General features: G+C 56.4%; 17 protein-coding genes. 11 read left to right on the top strand and 6 right to left on the bottom strand.

Annotation, left to right across the window (positions count from 1 at the left end; translation table 11 throughout):
• Positions 1–2 precede the first annotated feature (2 nt).
• From ACFX4O_RS14110 to ACFX4O_RS14095, 4 genes are all read left to right on the top strand, one after another.
• Complete coding sequence (locus tag ACFX4O_RS14110) at positions 3–1,367, top strand: efflux transporter outer membrane subunit (protein WP_380208939.1); 1,365 nt, start codon at positions 3–5, stop codon at positions 1,365–1,367.
• Positions 1,368–1,408: 41 nt separating this feature from the next.
• Entirely contained in the window at positions 1,409–2,569 is a 1,161-nt protein-coding gene (locus ACFX4O_RS14105; protein ID WP_380208937.1) for a multidrug effflux MFS transporter, read from the top strand.
• A gap of 79 nt (positions 2,570–2,648) precedes the next feature.
• Positions 2,649–2,966: a type II toxin-antitoxin system HigB family toxin gene (locus ACFX4O_RS14100; RefSeq protein ID WP_131412777.1), complete on the top strand. Its 318-nt coding sequence runs from the start codon at positions 2,649–2,651 to the stop codon at positions 2,964–2,966.
• Positions 2,963–3,379 carry a type II toxin-antitoxin system HigA family antitoxin gene (locus ACFX4O_RS14095; protein ID WP_131412779.1) on the top strand — a complete coding sequence of 139 codons (417 nt, stop codon included), beginning with the start codon at positions 2,963–2,965 and terminating at the stop codon, positions 3,377–3,379. Before ACFX4O_RS14100 ends, ACFX4O_RS14095 begins: the two co-directional genes overlap by 4 nt.
• On the opposite strand, the gene ACFX4O_RS14090 is transcribed toward ACFX4O_RS14095, so the two are convergent.
• Genes ACFX4O_RS14090 through ACFX4O_RS14070 form a run of 5 tightly spaced genes read right to left on the bottom strand, consistent with a single transcriptional unit; the run spans position 3,376 to position 8,141 of the window.
• Positions 3,376–4,269 (bottom strand): MurR/RpiR family transcriptional regulator, encoded by an 894-nt coding sequence (locus ACFX4O_RS14090; RefSeq protein WP_380208934.1) that lies wholly within the window; start codon positions 4,267–4,269, stop codon positions 3,376–3,378. The genes ACFX4O_RS14095 and ACFX4O_RS14090 overlap by 4 nt on opposite strands.
• 9 nt (positions 4,270–4,278) lie before the next feature.
• A complete protein-coding gene (locus ACFX4O_RS14085; protein WP_380208933.1) occupies positions 4,279–5,226 on the bottom strand; it encodes an iron-siderophore ABC transporter substrate-binding protein in 948 nt (315 codons plus the stop codon).
• 16 nt (positions 5,227–5,242) lie between these two features.
• Positions 5,243–6,295 (bottom strand): iron ABC transporter permease, encoded by a 1,053-nt coding sequence (locus ACFX4O_RS14080; protein ID WP_131412785.1) that lies wholly within the window; start codon positions 6,293–6,295, stop codon positions 5,243–5,245.
• Positions 6,292–7,317 (bottom strand): FecCD family ABC transporter permease, encoded by a 1,026-nt coding sequence (locus ACFX4O_RS14075; protein WP_380208930.1) that lies wholly within the window; start codon positions 7,315–7,317, stop codon positions 6,292–6,294. Before ACFX4O_RS14075 ends, ACFX4O_RS14080 begins: the two co-directional genes overlap by 4 nt.
• The gene (locus tag ACFX4O_RS14070) at positions 7,314–8,141 is read right to left on the bottom strand and encodes an ABC transporter ATP-binding protein (protein WP_131412789.1); all 828 of its coding nucleotides are present in this window, start codon (positions 8,139–8,141) and stop codon (positions 7,314–7,316) included. Before ACFX4O_RS14070 ends, ACFX4O_RS14075 begins: the two co-directional genes overlap by 4 nt.
• A gap of 434 nt (positions 8,142–8,575) precedes the next feature.
• Between ACFX4O_RS14070 and ACFX4O_RS14065 the strand changes: the two genes are divergently transcribed.
• From ACFX4O_RS14065 to ACFX4O_RS14040, 6 genes are all read left to right on the top strand, one after another.
• Complete coding sequence (locus ACFX4O_RS14065; RefSeq protein WP_380208928.1) at positions 8,576–10,735, top strand: TonB-dependent siderophore receptor; 2,160 nt, start codon at positions 8,576–8,578, stop codon at positions 10,733–10,735.
• Positions 10,736–10,926: 191 nt separating this feature from the next.
• A complete protein-coding gene (locus ACFX4O_RS14060) occupies positions 10,927–11,799 on the top strand; it encodes a carbohydrate ABC transporter permease (protein ID WP_380208926.1) in 873 nt (290 codons plus the stop codon).
• Positions 11,789–12,676: a carbohydrate ABC transporter permease gene (locus ACFX4O_RS14055; RefSeq protein ID WP_380208924.1), complete on the top strand. Its 888-nt coding sequence runs from the start codon at positions 11,789–11,791 to the stop codon at positions 12,674–12,676. Before ACFX4O_RS14060 ends, ACFX4O_RS14055 begins: the two co-directional genes overlap by 11 nt.
• An 11-nt stretch (positions 12,677–12,687) precedes the next feature.
• Positions 12,688–13,512 carry a phosphodiesterase gene (locus ACFX4O_RS14050; RefSeq protein ID WP_131412797.1) on the top strand — a complete coding sequence of 275 codons (825 nt, stop codon included), beginning with the start codon at positions 12,688–12,690 and terminating at the stop codon, positions 13,510–13,512.
• 4 nt (positions 13,513–13,516) lie between these two features.
• Complete coding sequence (locus ACFX4O_RS14045; protein WP_380208922.1) at positions 13,517–14,590, top strand: ABC transporter ATP-binding protein; 1,074 nt, start codon at positions 13,517–13,519, stop codon at positions 14,588–14,590.
• Positions 14,583–15,905: an ABC transporter substrate-binding protein gene (locus ACFX4O_RS14040; protein WP_380208920.1), complete on the top strand. Its 1,323-nt coding sequence runs from the start codon at positions 14,583–14,585 to the stop codon at positions 15,903–15,905. The genes ACFX4O_RS14045 and ACFX4O_RS14040 overlap by 8 nt, the downstream gene beginning before the upstream one ends.
• Positions 15,906–16,162: 257 nt before the next feature.
• On the opposite strand, the gene ACFX4O_RS14035 is transcribed toward ACFX4O_RS14040, so the two are convergent.
• Complete coding sequence (locus ACFX4O_RS14035) at positions 16,163–17,200, bottom strand: hypothetical protein (protein ID WP_380208918.1); 1,038 nt, start codon at positions 17,198–17,200, stop codon at positions 16,163–16,165.
• 150 nt (positions 17,201–17,350) lie between these two features.
• Between ACFX4O_RS14035 and ACFX4O_RS14030 the strand changes: the two genes are divergently transcribed.
• The gene (locus ACFX4O_RS14030) at positions 17,351–17,596 is read left to right on the top strand and encodes a zinc ribbon domain-containing protein (RefSeq protein ID WP_131412805.1); all 246 of its coding nucleotides are present in this window, start codon (positions 17,351–17,353) and stop codon (positions 17,594–17,596) included.
• The last annotated feature ends 3 nt before the right edge of the window (positions 17,597–17,599 follow it).

The raw sequence follows: 17,599 nt of genomic DNA, 5'->3' as shown, positions 1-17,599 counted from the left end.
TCATGTTGCGTATAAGTGTTCTTTTCCTCGCCCTGCTGAGCGCCGGTTGTGTCTCTCTCGACCCGACTTACGAGCGCCCGCAGGCACCCATTCCCGCGTCGTTACCGGGAGCGCAGGGCCAGGCCAAAGCCGTGGCTGCTGACTGGCAGCAGATTGTTAATGACAACCGCCTGAAACAGGTGGTGAGCAATGCGCTGACCCATAACCGCGATGTGCAAAAAGCGATTGCCGACATCGATGCCGCACGTGCGTTGTATGCCGAAGACCGCTCCGCGCTGTTCCCGACGCTGAATGCTGAGCTCAGCAGCACGCGCAGCCGCACCGTCGCCAGCGGCTTAACCAGCAGCGCCGAAGCCGATGGCGCGGTCTCCAGCTTCGAGCTGGATCTGTTTGGCCGTAACCAAAGCCTGACTCGCGCAGAGCGTGAAACCTGGCTTGCCAGCGAATACACCGCGCAGAACACGCGTTTGAGCATGGTGGCGGAAATTACCACCGCCTGGGTGACGCTGGCAGCGGATAACAGCAACCTTGAACTTGCGAAGCAGACAATGGAGAGCGCGCAAAACTCGCTAAACATTGTCAAACGCAAACAGCAGATCGGCGTGGCGGCGGCCGGTGACACCGCCGATGCCATGGCGGTGTTCCAGCAGGCGCGCGCCAGCGTCGCCAGCTATCAAACACAGGTGGCGCAGGATAAAAACGCGCTCAATTTACTGGCGGGCGACACGGTGCCTGAGTCGCTGCTACCGGGTACGCTGGGGAGTCTGGCCGACAACAGTATTACGCTAACGCCAGCGGGCGTTTCCTCTACCGTGCTGCTGCGCCGCCCGGATATTCAGGAAGCGGAACATAACCTGAAAAGCGCGAACGCCAATATCGGCGCGGCGCGGGCGAACTTCTTCCCGACCATTTCGCTGACCGCCAGTGCCGGGGTGGGCAGCGACTCGCTCTCCTCTTTGTTTAGCCACGGCTTGCAAGTGTGGTCTTTCGCGCCGTCGATTTCGCTACCGCTGTTTGCCGGGGGTAAAAATGTCGCGCAGTTGCGCTACGCGGAAGCACAGAAAAAAGGGCTGATCGCGACCTACGAAAAAACCATTCAGAGCGCGTTTAAAGATGTTGCCGATGCGCTGGCGCGGCGCGAAACACTCAACGAGCAACTCGACGCGCAGCGTGAATATGTCGCCGCCGAGCAGAAAGCGCTGGATATCGCCCAGCGCCAGTACAGCACCGGAACCGGTGATTATTTGTCGGTGTTAACCGCGCAGCGTGCACTGTGGACGGCGAAAACATCGCTGATTTCGCTACAACAAACCGATCTGCAAAACCGCATAACGCTCTGGCAATCGCTGGGCGGCGGCGTTCGCTAATACTTTTGCGCCGGGCTATCCGGCGCGTTTTCGGAGCAGTTATGTCACGGATCTCTCCCGCTTTTGCCATTGTGCTGGGCATGCTCACGGCCATGGGGCCGATTTGTACCGATCTTTACCTGCCCGCGCTGCCGGACATCAGCCAACAGTTGGGCACATCAACCCCGTTGATTCAACTTTCACTCACTGCCTCGCTTATCGGCTTAGGGTTGGGGCAGCTGTTTTTCGGGCCACTCAGCGACCGGATGGGACGCAAACGCCCGCTGCTGTTGTCGCTGCTGCTGTTTATCGTTTCCTCAGTGCTGTGCGCCACCACGCAGGATATCTACTGGCTGATTTTCTGGCGTTTTATCCAGGGGATTGCTGGCGCGGGCGGCTCGGTGCTATCCCGTGCCATCGCGCGCGACAAATACCACGGCACGCTGCTGACTCAATTTTTCGCCCTGCTGATGACCATTAACGGCATTGCGCCCATCGTCTCACCGGTGCTCGGCGGGTATATCACCTCTACCCTGCACTGGCGGGCACTGTTCTGGACAATGGCGGCAATCGGTGTGGTATTGCTGCTTTCTGCCATGCTGGTGTTGAAAGAGACATTGCAGGAGAAAAACAGCGGCGGCTCGCTGCTGAAAACCTCCATTACCGTGCTGAAGAACAAGCCGTTTTCCATGTACTGCTTTATCCAGGCGTTTATGCTGGCAGGGCTGTTTTCGTATATCGGCTCATCCTCGTTCGTGCTGCAAAACGAATATGGGCTTACAGCAATGCAATTCAGCCTGCTGTTTGGCTTCAACGGGATTGGCTTGATTATTTCCGCACTGATTTTTGCCCGCCTGGCGCGGCATATTGACGGGCAGAAACTGCTCAACATCGGGTTAGTGCTGGCGGTGATGAGTGCGCTGCTCACCGCCTTTTTTGCGTTAAGCGGCATGATGACGCTGGCGCTGGTGGGGCTGTTTTTCACCGTCGCGCTGAACAGCGGGATTTTGACCCTCGCCGGATCGGCAGCCATGAACAGCGTAGAAGCGCGCGACTCCGGTACGGCCTCGGCGCTGCTGGGCATGCTGATGTTTGTCTTCGGCGGCATCGCCACACCGCTGTCGGGCATCGGCGGTGAAGCGATGTGGAAAATGAGCCTCGCGATTGTGATGGCTTACAGCGCCGCGCTGGTGATTCATTTGTATGGGCGGCGTCATCGCTAGAAGTGCATAAAATCGTTGACTAAATGGCAACCAACACCGTATTGTTGACTTATTGGCAACGGACGCACAAGGTAAAGGAATGCACTTAATATCATTGAAGGCGATTCAGGAAGCAGTCTTACGCTTCCCTCAACACAAAGTTGCGCTACTCACTCTGGCGAAAACCATCGAAAAAGCGTATTGCCCAACGCCAGAGGATCTCAAGAAGTTGTATCCCACACTGGATAACTTCAAATATCTGAGTAAGCATTACATTATTGATATTGCGAATAATAATTTAAGGGTTGTGGCACTGATCTTTTTCGAAAGCCAAAAGTTTTATGTGCGCCATATCTTCACACATAAGGAATACGACCGTTTTACCGAACAGCATCGTACTAAGGGGAAGAAAAAATGATCGTCGCTGATGCATTAAAAGCCACCCATGCGCTCATCGCTGCGGTCCCGCTGCTGGGAGAACATCCGACGGAGAAAGACTATCAGGATGCGCTGGAACTGGTAGAACAGCTGTTAATGGACAATCCCGATAGCCCGCTGGTAGATATCGTTTGTGCGAAAATTAGTGCTTACGAAAATAACCAACCGGAAATTATCGCCTTGCGTGAAGAGATGGCGGCGATGCCGACAGGACTTGCGGTGCTCAGAACACTGATGGATCAGCACCAACTGACGACGTCTGATTTTCAGGAGGAAATTGGCAGCAAATCGATGGTATCCAGAGTCCTCAACGGCGAGCGCCAGCTTAACCTCAACCATATTAAGAAGTTAGCCAAACGTTTTGGCGTATCACCGCTGATGTTTATCTCTTAACCCTTCTTCCCGCCCGGTTTTAACCCACGGTGAAACTCATTAATGCGTTTCACCGTTTTAATTGCCCGCTGCGACGTCGCTGACGCGACCGACAAGATGATCATCTCCAGACACAGCAGCACGGTGCCGTGCAGCGGGATCTTACCCTTCTCGCCGCCGCGCGGGACATGGATAACTACATCCGCTTGCTGGCTAAAACGCGAATCGACAGCGTTGGTCAACAAAATCACCGGGATGCCCAATCGCCGCGTCTCTTTCAGCGTGGTCAGCCCTTCCCGGTGCGCCGATTTCTGCGCCATCATGATCAGCACATCGCCGCGTTGCAAATTGATAAGCTGTTCAGACAGCGCAATCCCGGTACGGTTGAGGGGGGAGGCGGGTAACCCGATGCGGCTGAACAACCGCGCGGCATACTCTGCCAGAATCCCCGATGCGCCAATGCCGAAAATCGCCACCTGCCGCGCCTCAATCAGCAGCGCGACCGCCTGGGCAATCGCGTAGCGGTTATCCGGCGCGGAGAGGATTTCGCAGGTGTGCTGGTGCCCTTCGAGCACGAAATCAATGCCCGAATTGACGTCGCAAGAGAGCGCATTCACCGTGGTGCTCATCTTTTCCGCCGAGGAGACAGACGGGCCGAACCAGTGCTCGAGCGTCTGCTTCAAATCACGAAGCCCGGCGAAACCCAGCGCCTGAATCGCGCGCACCACCGTGGCATCGGAGGTTTGCGTCGCCCTGGCTATCTCAATCGCCGTATGCTCCAGCACCACTTCACGGTTTTCATTGATATAACGCGCCACAACCTGCAATCGCGACGACAACGTATGCGCCCGCGCCCGAAAGCGCTCTCCATACACATCCACGCGATTTTTCGCTTTTTTTGGGTTCAGCATCGTGCGCCCTTATTTGGCTGCCGATAAAGGTCGACCAGCAATTTGCGACTGCACCTGCGCCACCATCAGGCTCAGCGAGGCAAACGAATTGGAGATCGCCTCTTCGCGCGAAATCAGCACGTAATGCCCGCTGCGGCAGGCCGTGAGGAAATCACACCAGCCCGGCATCACCGCATCCATGGCCGCCATTTCATCCTGCGGTTTACCGCCGGTATCGCCGCGCCAGGTGGCAAAAACGAAATCGGCATCCAGTTCCGGCAACCGCTCGGCGCTGACGTCGATGCGCCCGCCGTCAGGGATGCTGTCGATAAGTGGCGGAAAACGGAAACCGGCATCGCGCAGCACGCGCCCCAGCGAGTGGTAACTGTGCAACACATTAATCTTGCCATTGTTAGCCTGAATGACCGACACGGTTATCTTGCTGGTATCAATGGTTTTTTTCAGTGCGGCGATCTGCTCGTGATAACGGCGCTCAAGGATCGCAAAGCGCGCCTGCGTCCCCGTTAATTGCGCCAGCTTGCGGTAAATCTCCGGCGCACCGCCCTCCAGATGATCGATGCTCACGGTCGGCGCAATTTTCTCTAACTGTTCAACCGGCGTGTTGCGGCTGGGCTCGGTGATGATCAAATCCGGTTTTGCCGCCGCCACCGCTTCAATGTCGATATCCGCTGAACCAATAAATTTAATCGCTGAATTGTCAAAATCGACACCGGTCAACATGCCACTGGAGCGCAGCACATGGGTGCCGTCCGGGCGCGTACGCCCGTGGCTGGCGACCGGCGGTACGCCTAGCTCAATCAACGGAATAGTGATATCGAGATCGTGCAACGACACAATGCGTTTCGGGTGCAATGGCACCGTCACCACGCGCCCGAGATCATCGGTGAAAACTTGGGTCGGTTCTGCGGCGCTGGCACTCAGACCAACCAGCACCAGCAGCGAAAAAAGTAAGCGCATACAAGACCTTTAAGGGTTATAAACGATCGCGCCGCTGCCACAGCAGCAGCAAGAAAAACGGCCCGCCAATCAGCGAGATAACAATCCCGGCGGGAATTTGCAGTGGCGCAAAGGCCAGCCGTCCAAGCGAATCCGCCAGCAACACCAGCAATCCGCCCAGCATTGCGCTTCCCCACAGCAGCGCCCGCTGGCCACCGCGCAGCAGAAAGCGCGCCATATGCGGAGCAATCAGGCCGACAAAACCGATACTGCCCACGCAGGAAACGCTGGCGGCAGTCAGCAACACTGGCGCGATAAAGCGCAGCAGCTCAAGGCGCGCAAGGCGCACGCCCAACCCGGTCGCGGCCTGGTTACCGAGCAACGCGACATCCGCCGCGCGCGCGGTTACCAGCAAAATCAACGTTGCCGGAACCGCCCAGCACAGCGCCACCATCAGCAACGGCCAGGTGGCAACATGCAGGCTGCCTGCCAGCCACATCATCGCGGTCTGCACATCGCGCACATCAGCCGTGGTCATAAACACGCCGATCCCGGCGGCGAAGGTCCAGGAAACACCAATACCAAGCAGCACAAAGCGTGGACGGGACACATCCCGCGCCAGCGCCATCACCAACCCGGCGGCAAACAATCCCCCTGCCATACCGGCCAGCGGTCGCCAGACTAAGCCGACGGCCGGAAAGCACAGCACCAGCGTGAGCACCACCACGCTCGCGCCCTCTTTCACACCAATTAAGCCGGGATCCGCCAGCCCGTTGCGGGTTATCGACTGCATCGCCGCGCCCGCCATCCCCAGCATCGCCCCGCACATTAGCGCCATCAGCACGCGCGGCAGGCGAATGTCCCACACCACGTACTGCTGATCGGCGCTCAGCACCTGTGGCAAAAATAACGCGCGGCCAATAGAAGATGCCGGAACCGGCAACGAACCCTGTGTCACGCCCGTCAGCAGTAACGCCAGCGCCAGCAGCGCGAGGGCCATAATCCACATCAGTGCATGCGGGCGCAGCAGGCGGGAAAAACCACCCACCCGCAAACGGCGTAATCCTGCGCGCGGCAACAGGTCGCTCATTTGAAAAACCTCGCCGCCAGCGCAATAAACAGTGGCGCACCCACCAGCGCGGTCATCACGCCGGTGGCCAGTTCCTGCGGCGCCAGCAGCATGCGGGCGGCAATATCCGCCACCAGTAACAACAGCGAGCCGCCCAAAGCCGAGAGTGGCACAACAACACGTAAATCATCCCCGGCGAGACGGCGCACCACATGCGGCACCACCAGGCCAATAAAACCAATCGGCCCGGCGACCGACACCGCCGCACCGCACAGCAGTGCAATTGCGACCAGTGACAACACGCGCGTTCGCATCAGCGACACACCTAAACCCCGCGCCATGTTGTCGCCCAGCGTCAGCATGTTCAGCGCCGGAGCGAGCCACAACGCCATCGCAAAACCGATAACGGCAGCCATCGCCGCATGCTGGATCTGCGCCCAGCTCAACCCTGCAAGATCGCCCGCCAGCCAGGTGCGCATACTGAGCAGCGTTTGCTCATCAAGGATCAGGATCGCGGCGGTGATTGAAGAAGCAAACGTCGAGACTGCCACGCCGCACAGCGTCACTTTCATCGGCGTAAAACCCGAACGCCCTGCAGATGAAAGCGCCATCACCAGCGAAAAGAGCAGCGCCGCGCCGCCTGCGGCAATCAACGGACGGCTGAATGCGCCATCGCCGAGGCGAATGCCGAGCGCTGTGCAAGCCACGACCGCCAGCGCGGCACCGGAATTCAACCCCAGAATATGCGGCTCACCTAAGGGGTTGCGGATGACCGATTGCAACAATGCTCCGGCCACGCCGAGCGCCGCGCCGGTGAACAGCGCCGCCACCAGGCGCAGCAAACGCAGGCTGATAATGACGCGGTGATCGAAGTTACGCGGATCGAAATCCAGCAGCGCGTGGATGACCGTCGGCGGTGCGATATAGCGCGCGCCAAGGCCGAGATGCGCGACAGATGCCGCCAGCACTAATAACACCAGTACAAGCGAGGCCATACCAACGCGCCCGGCACGACAGCGGGCAGAGAGGACCATGCTACTCATGCGCCCGTTCCACCCGGTTTCCGAAACGGCATAAAAAAGGGTTTTCCGGTCAGCGGGTTAATCGACATCTGCACGTCAACATCAAACACGCTTTTAATCATTTCCGACGTGCAGGCCTCACCTTCGTGAATCACACCTTGTAAGCGCCCGTGCTTGAGGAACACCAGCGTGTCGCCGTAGTTAACAGCGAAATTAAGATCGTGCAACACCACCACCACGGTGCGGCCGTGATCGCGGGTCAGTGAATGCAGCAGTTCAAGGATCTCCACCTGGTAGCGCAGATCGAGAAAAGTTGTCGGTTCATCAAGCAGGATCACCGGCGTTTGCTGCGCCAGCGCCATTGCTATCCAGCAGCGTTGACGCTGGCCACCAGAGAGGCTGTCTACCGTCTGGTGAGCGAATTCAGCGGTGCCGGTCAGATTCAGTGCGTCAATTACCGCCTGTTCATCCTCTTCCGACCACTGGCGCATAAAGCTCTGCCACGGAAAACGCCCGCGCGACACCAGTTCAAAGACGGTGAGCCCTTCCGGCACAATCGGCGATTGCGGCAAAATACCTAACTGGCGGGAAATCGCTTTGGTGGGTTGTTGATGAATGGCTTTGCCATCCAGCAGCACGCTGCCGCCCAGCGGTTTGAGCATACGGGCGATAGTGCCGAGCAGCGTGGATTTACCGGAGCCGTTAGCACCGACCAGCACGGTCATTTTCTCTGGCGGGATCGAAAGCGTAATGTTGTCGACAATCACCTTGCTGTGGTAACCCGCCGACAGGCTTTCCAGCACGATCCCTTGCCCTTCGGCTTGATTTTCCACTTGCTGTGGCATGTTGACTCCTGCGCCGCACGCTCATGAAAATAGCCGCGCACTAAACCATCAAACAAAAATAAATCTCATTCTCTTTTCGATATTGCCGTTTGCCGCTGTAGTAGTCAAGTGCCACTGCAAGCGAAACCAACAACCCTTTATTTTGTGTCACTACAAAAAAACACCCTAACAAGAAGTTAAAATAAATTATTCATTTTCAAACAATTAACCAGAATTCCTCGCAGCTTACCGAGTCACTTTTTAAGCCTGAATCCGCTGTAGCAAATTTCTTTCATTTTCCGTTTACTACTACAAAGCCTCATGATTGAATGATTCTCAATTACATATCCGACGCTGAAAATTGCAGCCAACGGGTAGAGTCGCGCAATCGGGCAATTAAAGATAAAAACGTTCACTCCTGCGTTGTTCAGGGTCTTTCGGGAAAAGTAGATTAAATGGCTGAGTTAACTCGTTGTATTTCCGGGCTGAAAGGGCGCGCGCTGTTTTCTGCGCTCTTTTTAGGGTCGGCTTTCACACCGTTCACACACGCGGCAGACAAGCCGGAACAAAGCAAAGATGGTGATACCATCACCGTGCTGGCGGGTGCCTCTTCCGCCGATAAACAGGCGACATCCGGCTACCAGCCGATCAGCTCTTCCACCGCAACGCTGACATCCATGCCGCTGCTGGATATTCCGCAGGTGGTCAACACGGTGAGCGATAAAGTACTGGAAGATCAGCACGCCACCAGCCTTGATGAAGCGCTGTATAACGTCAGCAACGTGGTACAAACCAACACGCTCGGCGGCACGCAGGATGCGTTCGTGCGCCGGGGATTTGGTGCCAACCGCGACGGCTCAATCATGACCAACGGTCTGCGCACGGTGGTGCCGCGCAGCTTTAATGCCGACGTGTCGCGCGTTGAAGTGCTGAAAGGCCCGGCGTCCACGCTGTACGGCATTCTCGATCCCGGCGGGCTTATCAATGTGGTCACGAAACGCCCGGAAACCCAATTTGGTGGTTCCGTTTCTGCCACATCCTCAAGCTTTGGTGGCGGAACGGGTCAGTTTGATGTCACCGGCCCGATTGAAGGCACCCGGCTGGCGTATCGCCTGATTGGCGAGTATCAACATGAAGATTACTGGCGTAATTTTGGCAAAGAAAAAAGCACCTTTATTTCACCGTCGCTGACGTGGTTTGGTGATAACGCCACCGTTAACGTGCTCTACTCCCACCGCGATTACCAGACACCATTCGATCGCGGCACAATCTTCGATCTCACCACCAAACAGCCGGTAAATGTCGACAGAAAAACCCGCTTCGATGAGCCATTTAACATTACCGACGGCGAATCTGACATCGCGCAGTTAAACGCCGAATACCGCTTTAACAGTGAATGGACCGGGAAAGTGGAGTACGGCTTCAGCCAGGATAAATACAGCGATAACCAGTCACGCGTGATGGCTTACGATGCCGCCACCGGCAACCTGACGCGCCGTGTGGATGCAACGCAAGGTTCCACGCAGCACATGCACACCACGCGTGCTGACTTGCAGGGTAATGTAAACATTGGCGGTTTTTATAATGAGATCCTAACCGGCGTTTCGTATGAATATTACGATCTGCTGCGTACTGACATGATCCGCTGTAAAAACGTCAAAGATTTCAATATTTACAACCCACGTTATGGCAATGCCAGCAAGTGTACTTCCGTCTCCGCCTCCGACAGCGATCAAACCATCAAGCAGGAAAGCTACTCGGTTTATGCGCAGGACGCGTTATACCTGACCGATAAATGGATCGCCGTTGCCGGGATGCGTTACCAGTATTATACCCAGTACGCCGGGAAAGGCCGCCCGTTTAACGTCAACACCGATAGCAGCGACGAAAAATGGACACCGAAATTTGGCCTGGTCTACAAACTCACGCCATCGGTTTCTCTTTTCGGTAATGTGGCGAAAGCCTTTATGCCGCAATCGTCTATCGCCAGTTATATCGGCGACTTACCGCCGGAAACCTCTACATCTTACGAAGTGGGCGCGAAATTCGACCTTTTCGGCGGCGTTACCGCCAATATTACGGCATTTGATATTCACAAACGTAACGTGCTGTATAACGAAATCGTCGGCGACGACACCGTGGCAAAAACCGCCGGACGCGTGCGATCACAAGGTGTGGAGATGGATCTCGCCGGTTCATTGACGCCGAACATGAACGTGATTGCCAGCTACAGCTACACCGCGGCAAAAGTGCTGGAAGATCCCGATTATGCGGGTAAACCACTGCCGAACGTGCCGCGCCACACCGGCTCTCTGTTCCTGACATACGACATTCATAACGTCTTTGCCGGTAATACGTTAACCCTCGGCGGCGGCGGTCACGGCGTTAGCCGCCGCTCAGCGACCAACGGCGCGGATTATTACCTGCCGGGCTACGCGGTTGCCGACGCGTTCGCCGCTTACAAAATGAAGCAGCAATACCCGGTAACGTTGCAGGTAAACCTGAAAAATATCTTCGACAAGACCTACTACACCTCGTCGATTGCTACCAACAACCTGGGCAACCAGATTGGCGATCCGCGCGAAGTGCAGTTCACCGTCAAAATGGATTTCTGATCGCCTCGTGAAAGGCGAGAAATTTGCCCCGCAGGACGCGGGGCTTTTTTATCCGTAATGCCCCAATTTCCTGCCAGCGCCTCACGGTGAACACCTGTTCACTAAACAGTCATTTGCGCGCCATCCTATTGCAGCATTTTTTTCACAGACTCTCTGGCTTTCGAACCCCGTAAATTCGCTTTCAGGCACTTATGAGAAAATACTGGCTTCCCTGGCTGATTCTGTCGCCTTCACTGCTGTTTCTGGCGCTGTTTACTTACTTTCCACTATTACGCTCGGTGTACGACAGTTTGTTCGACACCCGTATGGCGAGCCAGGATGCGCCATATGTCGGGCTGGGAAATTTCGCCCGTCTGCTGGATGACAGCGTGTTCTGGCAATCGCTGTTCAATAACCTGGTTTATCTCCTGCTGACGGTGATCCCGGGCGTCACGCTGGCGCTGCTGCTGGCAGTGGCATTGTGGGAAAACCACCGCATTAACCGCTGGCTGCGCACCGCCTTTTTCTTTCCGATGATAATCCCGATGGTCAGTGCCGCCGCGCTGTGGCTGTTTATCTTTATGCCTGGCCTCGGCATGCTCGATCATTACCTGGCGCAACTCTTTGGCCCGATGAACAACAACTGGCTGGGCCGCAGCAACAGCGCGCTGTTTGCGCTGGCGCTGATTGGCGTCTGGAAATTCGCGGGCTATTACATGTTGTTCTTTCTTGCCGGCTTGCAGGGTATTCCCGCGTCGACGCGCGAAGCGGCGGTGATGGAAGGCGCAACCGCCACACAGGTGTTCTTCAAGGTGACGCTGCCGCTGCTGCGCCCGACCATCAGTTTTGTCGTAACCACCGCGCTTATCTACTCCATTACCCAGATCGACCATGTGGCGGTGATGACGCGCGGCGGCCCGGACAACGCCACCACTGTGCTGCTCTATTACATTCAAAACCTCGCCTGGGATACCCACGATCTGGGCAAAGCCTCCGCGGCCACCTTTCTTACCCTGGTCGGGCTGTTCGTCTTCTCGCTGGTCAACCTGAAACTGCTGGAAAGAGGAGCGCATTATGAGCGTTGATGTTTCCCCTGCCATTAACCGCAGCACGTCCATACCGCGCCCGTTGTGGTTGCGTCTGCGTCACTCCCGCCCGTTGACCCTGGCGGTGCTGATGGTTTGCCTGGCGCTGCTGTGGGTAAGCCCGTTTATCTGGATGCTTTCGTCTGCTTTTAGCGCCACCACTTTTGGTGAAGGGATGGCGTCGATTCTGCCGCGCTTCCCGCTCACGCTGGATAACTTCCGCGACGCGTGGGACAGCGCCAACTGGCTGAACCTGTACGCCAACACGCTCATTTTCGCCTTCGGCACTTTCTTCGTACAGCTTTTCACCATCACTACCGCCGGTTACGTCTTTGCCTGCCACGAATTTCGCGGCAAGAAAACGCTGTTCATCCTGTTCCTGGTGCAACTGATGATCATGCCGGTGGTGATGATGATCCCCAACATGCTGACGCTCAAAACCTTCGGCCTGCTCAACACGTTGACCGGCGTGATGATGCCCTACTTCACTTCGGCGTTCGGCGTGTTCCTGATGCGTCAGGCATTTCTCGCAATTCCGAAAGAGATCGAAGAAGCGGCGCTGATGGAAGGTTGCCGCTGGTGGCAGGTGCTGTTTCGCGTGATGTTGCCAATGTCGTGGCCGTCGGTGCTGGCCTTCGCCACCGTCAGCATTACCTACCACTGGAACGAGTATTTATGGCCGCTGATGATGCTCAACGACCCGGACAAACAGGTGCTGACAGTCGGGCTGGTGTCATTCGCCATGGGCGCGGAATCCGGCGGCCAGTGGGGCATGATCAGTGCCGGGACGTTGATGGTCTGCCTGCCGCTGATGGTCGCGTTTATCGCTTTTCAAAAGCAGTTTCTCCGGAGCTTTGGCTTTTCCGGGATTAAATAAGGAGTTGAGTGATGTTTTTAGCGCAAATTTCAGATACCCATTTTCGCAGCCAGAACGAGAAGCTGTACGGCTTTATTGATATCAACGCCGGGAATGCCGATGTCGTGTGTCAGCTTAACGCGCTGCGTGAACGCCCGGATGCGGTCGTGCTAAGCGGCGATATTGTTAACTGCGGTCGCCCGGAAGAGTACCGCGTGGCGCGCCAGATCCTCGGCAGCCTCGACTATCCGTTGTTTGTCATTCCTGGCAACCACGACGATAAAGCCCACTTCCTTGAATACTTACACCCGCTGTGCCCGCATCTGGGCAACGATCCGCAGAACATGCGTTATGCGATTGATGACTTCGCCACTCGCCTGCTGTTCATTGATTCAAGCCTTGCCGGGGAATCGAAAGGCTGGCTGACCAACGACACGCTGAGCTGGCTGGAAGCGCAGCTTAGCAACAGCAAAGACAAACCGACCGCGATATTTATGCACCACCCGCCGCTGCCGCTCGGTAACGCGCAGATGGATCGCATCGCCTGCGAAAATGGTCATCTGTTGCTAAAACTGGTGGAACGCTTCCCGGCGCTAACGCGCATTTTCTGCGGTCACAACCACAGCCTGACCATGACACAGTATCGCCAGGCGACGATTGCCACTATCCCGGCGACGGTGCACCAGGTGCCGTACTGCCACGAAGATACGCGCCCGTACTACGACATGTCACCGCCGTCATGCCTGATGCATCGCCAGATTGGCGAACAGTGGGTTAGCTACCTGCATCCGCTGTCGCATTACGCGGGCCCGTGGTTATACAACGAAAGCATCAGTTGCCCGGTGGATGAGCGTTAAGCCCATGTTAAGACTGCAAAACATAAGCAAACAGTTCGATGGCAAACCGGCGCTCAACGCCCTGTCACTGGATATCCACGACGGTGAATTTGTGGTGCTGGTTGGCCCTTCCGGCTGTGGTAAAAGTACGCTGCTGCGGCTGATTGCCGGGCTGGAGAACGTCAGCGACGGCGTGATACTGCTCGACAGCGATGACATCACCACGCGTTCACCGCGCGAGCGCAATTTCGCGATGATCTTCCAGAACTATGCGTTATTTCCGCACCTTTCCGTACGCGACAACATCACCTTCGGCATGAAAGTACGCCACGAAGAGAAAGCCAGCTGGCAGCCGCGCCTCGACCACGTGGCGCAGATGTTACAACTCGACGCGCTACTGGAAAGAAAACCGGCAAAACTCTCCGGCGGCCAGCGCCAGCGCGTGGCAATGGCGCGCGCCATTGTGCGTAACCCGAAGCTGTTTTTAATGGACGAGCCGCTCTCCAACCTTGATGCGCGCCTGCGTACTGAGGTGCGCGACAGCATTATGGCGATGCACCAGCAGCTCAAAACCAGCACCATTTATGTCACCCACGATCAGACCGAAGCCATGTCGATGGCCGATCGCATTGTGGTGATGAATGGTGGCCACGTGCAGCAAGTGGGCCGCCCGGAGCACTTGTATGCGCACCCGGCGAACCTGTTTGTCGCCGGGTTTATCGGCTCTCCGGCGATGAATTTGTTATCGCTACCGTGCGCCAATGGCAACGTGCTGTTGGATGAGCAACACCTGCCGTTACCGACCCATGCGCGCAATGCCACCGACGTGTGGTTGGGCATTCGTCCGGAACACATTACCGATACGCCGGAAACCGGCCAGGTGGTACTGCCCGCCAGCGTCATTCAGCGGGAACTGATGGGCGCGGACTACCAGCTGCACATCAGCACGCCCATTGGCAACCTGCGTTATATCCGCCGTCACAGAGGCGATGTGCCCAACAAAGGGGACACTCTCCGCGTCGGTTTTTCACCCCTTGATAGCCACCTTTTTGATGCGCAAACCTTGCTTAACTTACACCAGGAGAAAGACCATGCATAAGCCTCTGCCAAAGACGCTGCGAGTGCTTACTTACGCCATCACCCTTGCCATTAGCGGCACTGCGATGGCGCAGGAGAAGATTGATTTCATGTTTCCGGCCCCGGTGGACGGTAAACTGACAATGGAGATGACGCGCGTCATCAAAGCGTTTAACGACTCACAAAAAGAGGTGGAAGTGCGCGGGATTTTCACCGGCAGTTATGACACCACCAAAATGAAAGCCGAATCCGCACAGAAAGCGGGCCAGCCGCCTGCACTGGTGATCATGTCCGCCAACTTCACCACCGACCTGGCGCTGAAAGATGAAATCCTGCCGATGGACGAGCTGTTCAAATATGGCGACAAAAAAGCGGGAGATTTCCTGCAAACCGCGTTCTGGCCTGCCATGCACAAAAACGCGCAGGTAATGGGCGTGACGTATGCCATTCCGTTCCACAACTCGACGCCGATCCTTTACTACAATAAAACGATGTTCGACCAGGCGGGCATCAAACAGCCGCCGCAGAACTGGAAAGAGCTGCTCGACGACGCGAAAAAACTCACCGACCAGAGCAAAGGCCAGTGGGGCATTATGCTGCCATCGACCAACGACGATTACGGCGGCTGGATTTTCTCTTCGCTGGTGCGCGCCAACGGCGGTAACTACTTCAACGAAAACTATCCCGGCGAAGTCTATTACAACGCGCCAACCACCATCGGCGCGCTGCGCTTCTGGCAGGATTTGATTTACAAAGACAAAGTGATGCCCTCCGGCGTGCTGAACTCCAAGCAGATCAGCGCCGCGTTCTTCTCTGGCAAACTGGGCATGGCGATGCTGAGCACCGGCGCGCTGGGCTTTATGCGTGAGAACACCAAAGATTTCGAGCTGGGTGTGGCGATGATGCCCGCCCAGGAGCAGCGCGCCGTGCCGATTGGCGGTGCCAGCCTGGTGAGCTTTAAGGGCATCAACGATGCACAGAAAAAAGCGGCTTATCAGTTCCTGACTTATCTCGTCAGCCCGGAAGTGAACGGTGCCTGGAGCCGCTTCACCGGTTACTTCTCACCGCGTAAAGCTGCTTACGACACGGCAGAAATGAAGGACTATCTGAAACAGGATCCGCGGGCGGCGATCGCGCTGGAGCAGTTGCAATATGCCCATCCGTGGTACTCCACTTACGAAACGGTCGCGGTGCGTAAAGCGATGGAAAACCAACTCGCTGCGGTGGTGAACGATGAGAAAGTCACCCCGGAAGCCGCCGCTGAAGCGGCGCAGAAAGAAGCCGATACCTTGATGAAGCCATACGTCGAGAAAACGGCGCTGCAAGCCGTGAAATAAGCCATTCAGCCCCGCAAGGACGCGGGGTAATTCTCCTTTTTAGCGATGATTCCCTTTGCCTTTCCAGTATTATCTAAACGCCAGCAAAGAGGCTCGCGCGTTTGCGTGATAGGTTTGTCGCAAAAATGCGTCGGGTATAAAACCCACCGGGATAAACAGATTAGCCAGCGCAATCGGCAAAACCAGTGAACCAGCCCCAGTGAGCATTTACTCACACGCCAGCGCTTGAAAATACGGCAACGGCTGGCGCTCTCTCCTTACTCTTCCCGCGAAAGTATCTTTGCCAGATATCCATCCAACTGATGGCGCTGCAAATAATCGGTGACGTCGCGTTCCCAGCTTTTGCCATCGCCCAGCACCGCGCGGCTGTGCGTCGGGGCGTAAAGATAACGGGTGTCATACAGGTTCAGCAGCGACTGGTTCATTGCATCAATATTGGCACCGGTTTTTTTGCACTTCTCCTGCTGGAGAGCCAGCGAATGCAGCACCCGCTCCCGCGTCTCTTCATTGGGGGTATAGCTGTGTTCACTAAGCTCGCTGAGCACCAGAAATTGCGGTTGAATACCTTCCGCCAGCGCCGCCTGCAAACGATCGTGTCCGTCGAGGATCACAAACGACGCCAGCCCGGCAATAAACCACACCAGAATCGGCGGCAACTCGCCCTCGCGGCACTTCTTGCGCCACCATTTCACGCGCCCGCTGAGAGGATCCACCGGGTAACGCGCCAGCAGCAGGTGACCGTTCCACCACCAGTCGACAAACGTGACCTTCTCCGGGTTTTGCAGATCGGGAAAATCCTCACTCCACAGCGACCAGTTGACGCTGATTTGCGCGCTGCTGGCAGGTGTATGGAATTGCCACTGCTCAAACGGTAGCGGTTTATTGAGGACATACGGCGCAGTAGGTTTGACCTGCTCCATCGGGCGCAGCAACCAGCGGCGCGGTGCCAGCAGCGGGGTTGGCGCGTCCATCAACTGGCGGGCAAAATAGCGGCACCAGTGGCTTGTCCAGTTATCTTCGCCCGCGCGTTTGGCGCTTTCCACATCGGCCGATGAGATTGCTGGCAACAACAATTCCTGGCAAGGATGTTCAGCGTTGAACACCAGCCAGACACCCGAATGATCGTTCAGCATGGTGGCCCAAAACAGCGTCTTACCATTAACCTGCAACGCCATGCGTCCGTTGTGCCCGCTGAGTATTTCCATCGCCTGACCATCGCCTTCACGCACTATCAGCTCCAGCCCCTGCCAGCTCTCATTGCGATCGCGAAGATCCTTCCACCAGTAATCTGCCATGCCATCCTCCCTGCGAAGTGAACGAAAAGTGTAAAACAACATGCCGCCCACAATAACCATGAAAACAATCTGGCTTTATGAGCGGATGAACAGTTTCCCGCCAGGCGTTTCTGTATATTTATCGTTCAACTCACTGACAAGGAGCACATCATGTCTCACCCTGAACCCCACTGCCACTCCTGCGGAATGCCGCTATCCGCACCGGAGTCCCGTGGCCCCAACGATAAATATTGTGTCTGGTGTACCGACAGCGAAGGCCAGTTGAAATCCTGGGACGAGGCCGTTTCCGGCCTTGCGCAGTATCTGGATTCCTGGCAGCACGTCGGTAACGAAGAAGCGCGTAAACGCGCCGTTCGCTACCTGACGTCAATGCCCGCCTGGGCCGACAGAGCCTGATCC

The sequence above is a fragment of the Kosakonia sp. YIM B13571 genome (assembly GCF_042788095.1).
Taxonomy (GTDB): domain Bacteria; phylum Pseudomonadota; class Gammaproteobacteria; order Enterobacterales; family Enterobacteriaceae; genus Kosakonia; species Kosakonia quasisacchari.
This window is presented reverse-complemented; position numbering and strand designations above follow the sequence as displayed.

What these genes read in the sequence shown, in the direction of transcription:
- ACFX4O_RS14105 (WP_380208937.1), top strand. Translation starts at nt 1,409, where the DNA reads ATGTCACGGATCTCTCCCGCTTTTGCCATTGTGCTGGGCATGCTCACG.
- ACFX4O_RS14030 (WP_131412805.1), top strand. Translation starts at nt 17,351, where the DNA reads ATGTCTCACCCTGAACCCCACTGCCACTCCTGCGGAATGCCGCTATCC.
- ACFX4O_RS14040 (WP_380208920.1), top strand. Translation starts at nt 14,583, where the DNA reads ATGCATAAGCCTCTGCCAAAGACGCTGCGAGTGCTTACTTACGCCATC.
- ACFX4O_RS14110 (WP_380208939.1), top strand. Translation starts at nt 3, where the DNA reads ATGTTGCGTATAAGTGTTCTTTTCCTCGCCCTGCTGAGCGCCGGTTGT.
- ACFX4O_RS14085 (WP_380208933.1), bottom strand. Translation starts at nt 5,226, where the DNA reads ATGCGCTTACTTTTTTCGCTGCTGGTGCTGGTTGGTCTGAGTGCCAGC.
- ACFX4O_RS14050 (WP_131412797.1), top strand. Translation starts at nt 12,688, where the DNA reads ATGTTTTTAGCGCAAATTTCAGATACCCATTTTCGCAGCCAGAACGAG.
- ACFX4O_RS14095 (WP_131412779.1), top strand. Translation starts at nt 2,963, where the DNA reads ATGATCGTCGCTGATGCATTAAAAGCCACCCATGCGCTCATCGCTGCG.
- ACFX4O_RS14070 (WP_131412789.1), bottom strand. Translation starts at nt 8,141, where the DNA reads ATGCCACAGCAAGTGGAAAATCAAGCCGAAGGGCAAGGGATCGTGCTG.
- ACFX4O_RS14055 (WP_380208924.1), top strand. Translation starts at nt 11,789, where the DNA reads ATGAGCGTTGATGTTTCCCCTGCCATTAACCGCAGCACGTCCATACCG.
- ACFX4O_RS14090 (WP_380208934.1), bottom strand. Translation starts at nt 4,269, where the DNA reads ATGCTGAACCCAAAAAAAGCGAAAAATCGCGTGGATGTGTATGGAGAG.
- ACFX4O_RS14080 (WP_131412785.1), bottom strand. Translation starts at nt 6,295, where the DNA reads ATGAGCGACCTGTTGCCGCGCGCAGGATTACGCCGTTTGCGGGTGGGT.
- ACFX4O_RS14075 (WP_380208930.1), bottom strand. Translation starts at nt 7,317, where the DNA reads ATGAGTAGCATGGTCCTCTCTGCCCGCTGTCGTGCCGGGCGCGTTGGT.
- ACFX4O_RS14035 (WP_380208918.1), bottom strand. Translation starts at nt 17,200, where the DNA reads ATGGCAGATTACTGGTGGAAGGATCTTCGCGATCGCAATGAGAGCTGG.
- ACFX4O_RS14065 (WP_380208928.1), top strand. Translation starts at nt 8,576, where the DNA reads ATGGCTGAGTTAACTCGTTGTATTTCCGGGCTGAAAGGGCGCGCGCTG.
- ACFX4O_RS14060 (WP_380208926.1), top strand. Translation starts at nt 10,927, where the DNA reads ATGAGAAAATACTGGCTTCCCTGGCTGATTCTGTCGCCTTCACTGCTG.
- ACFX4O_RS14100 (WP_131412777.1), top strand. Translation starts at nt 2,649, where the DNA reads ATGCACTTAATATCATTGAAGGCGATTCAGGAAGCAGTCTTACGCTTC.
- ACFX4O_RS14045 (WP_380208922.1), top strand. Translation starts at nt 13,517, where the DNA reads ATGTTAAGACTGCAAAACATAAGCAAACAGTTCGATGGCAAACCGGCG.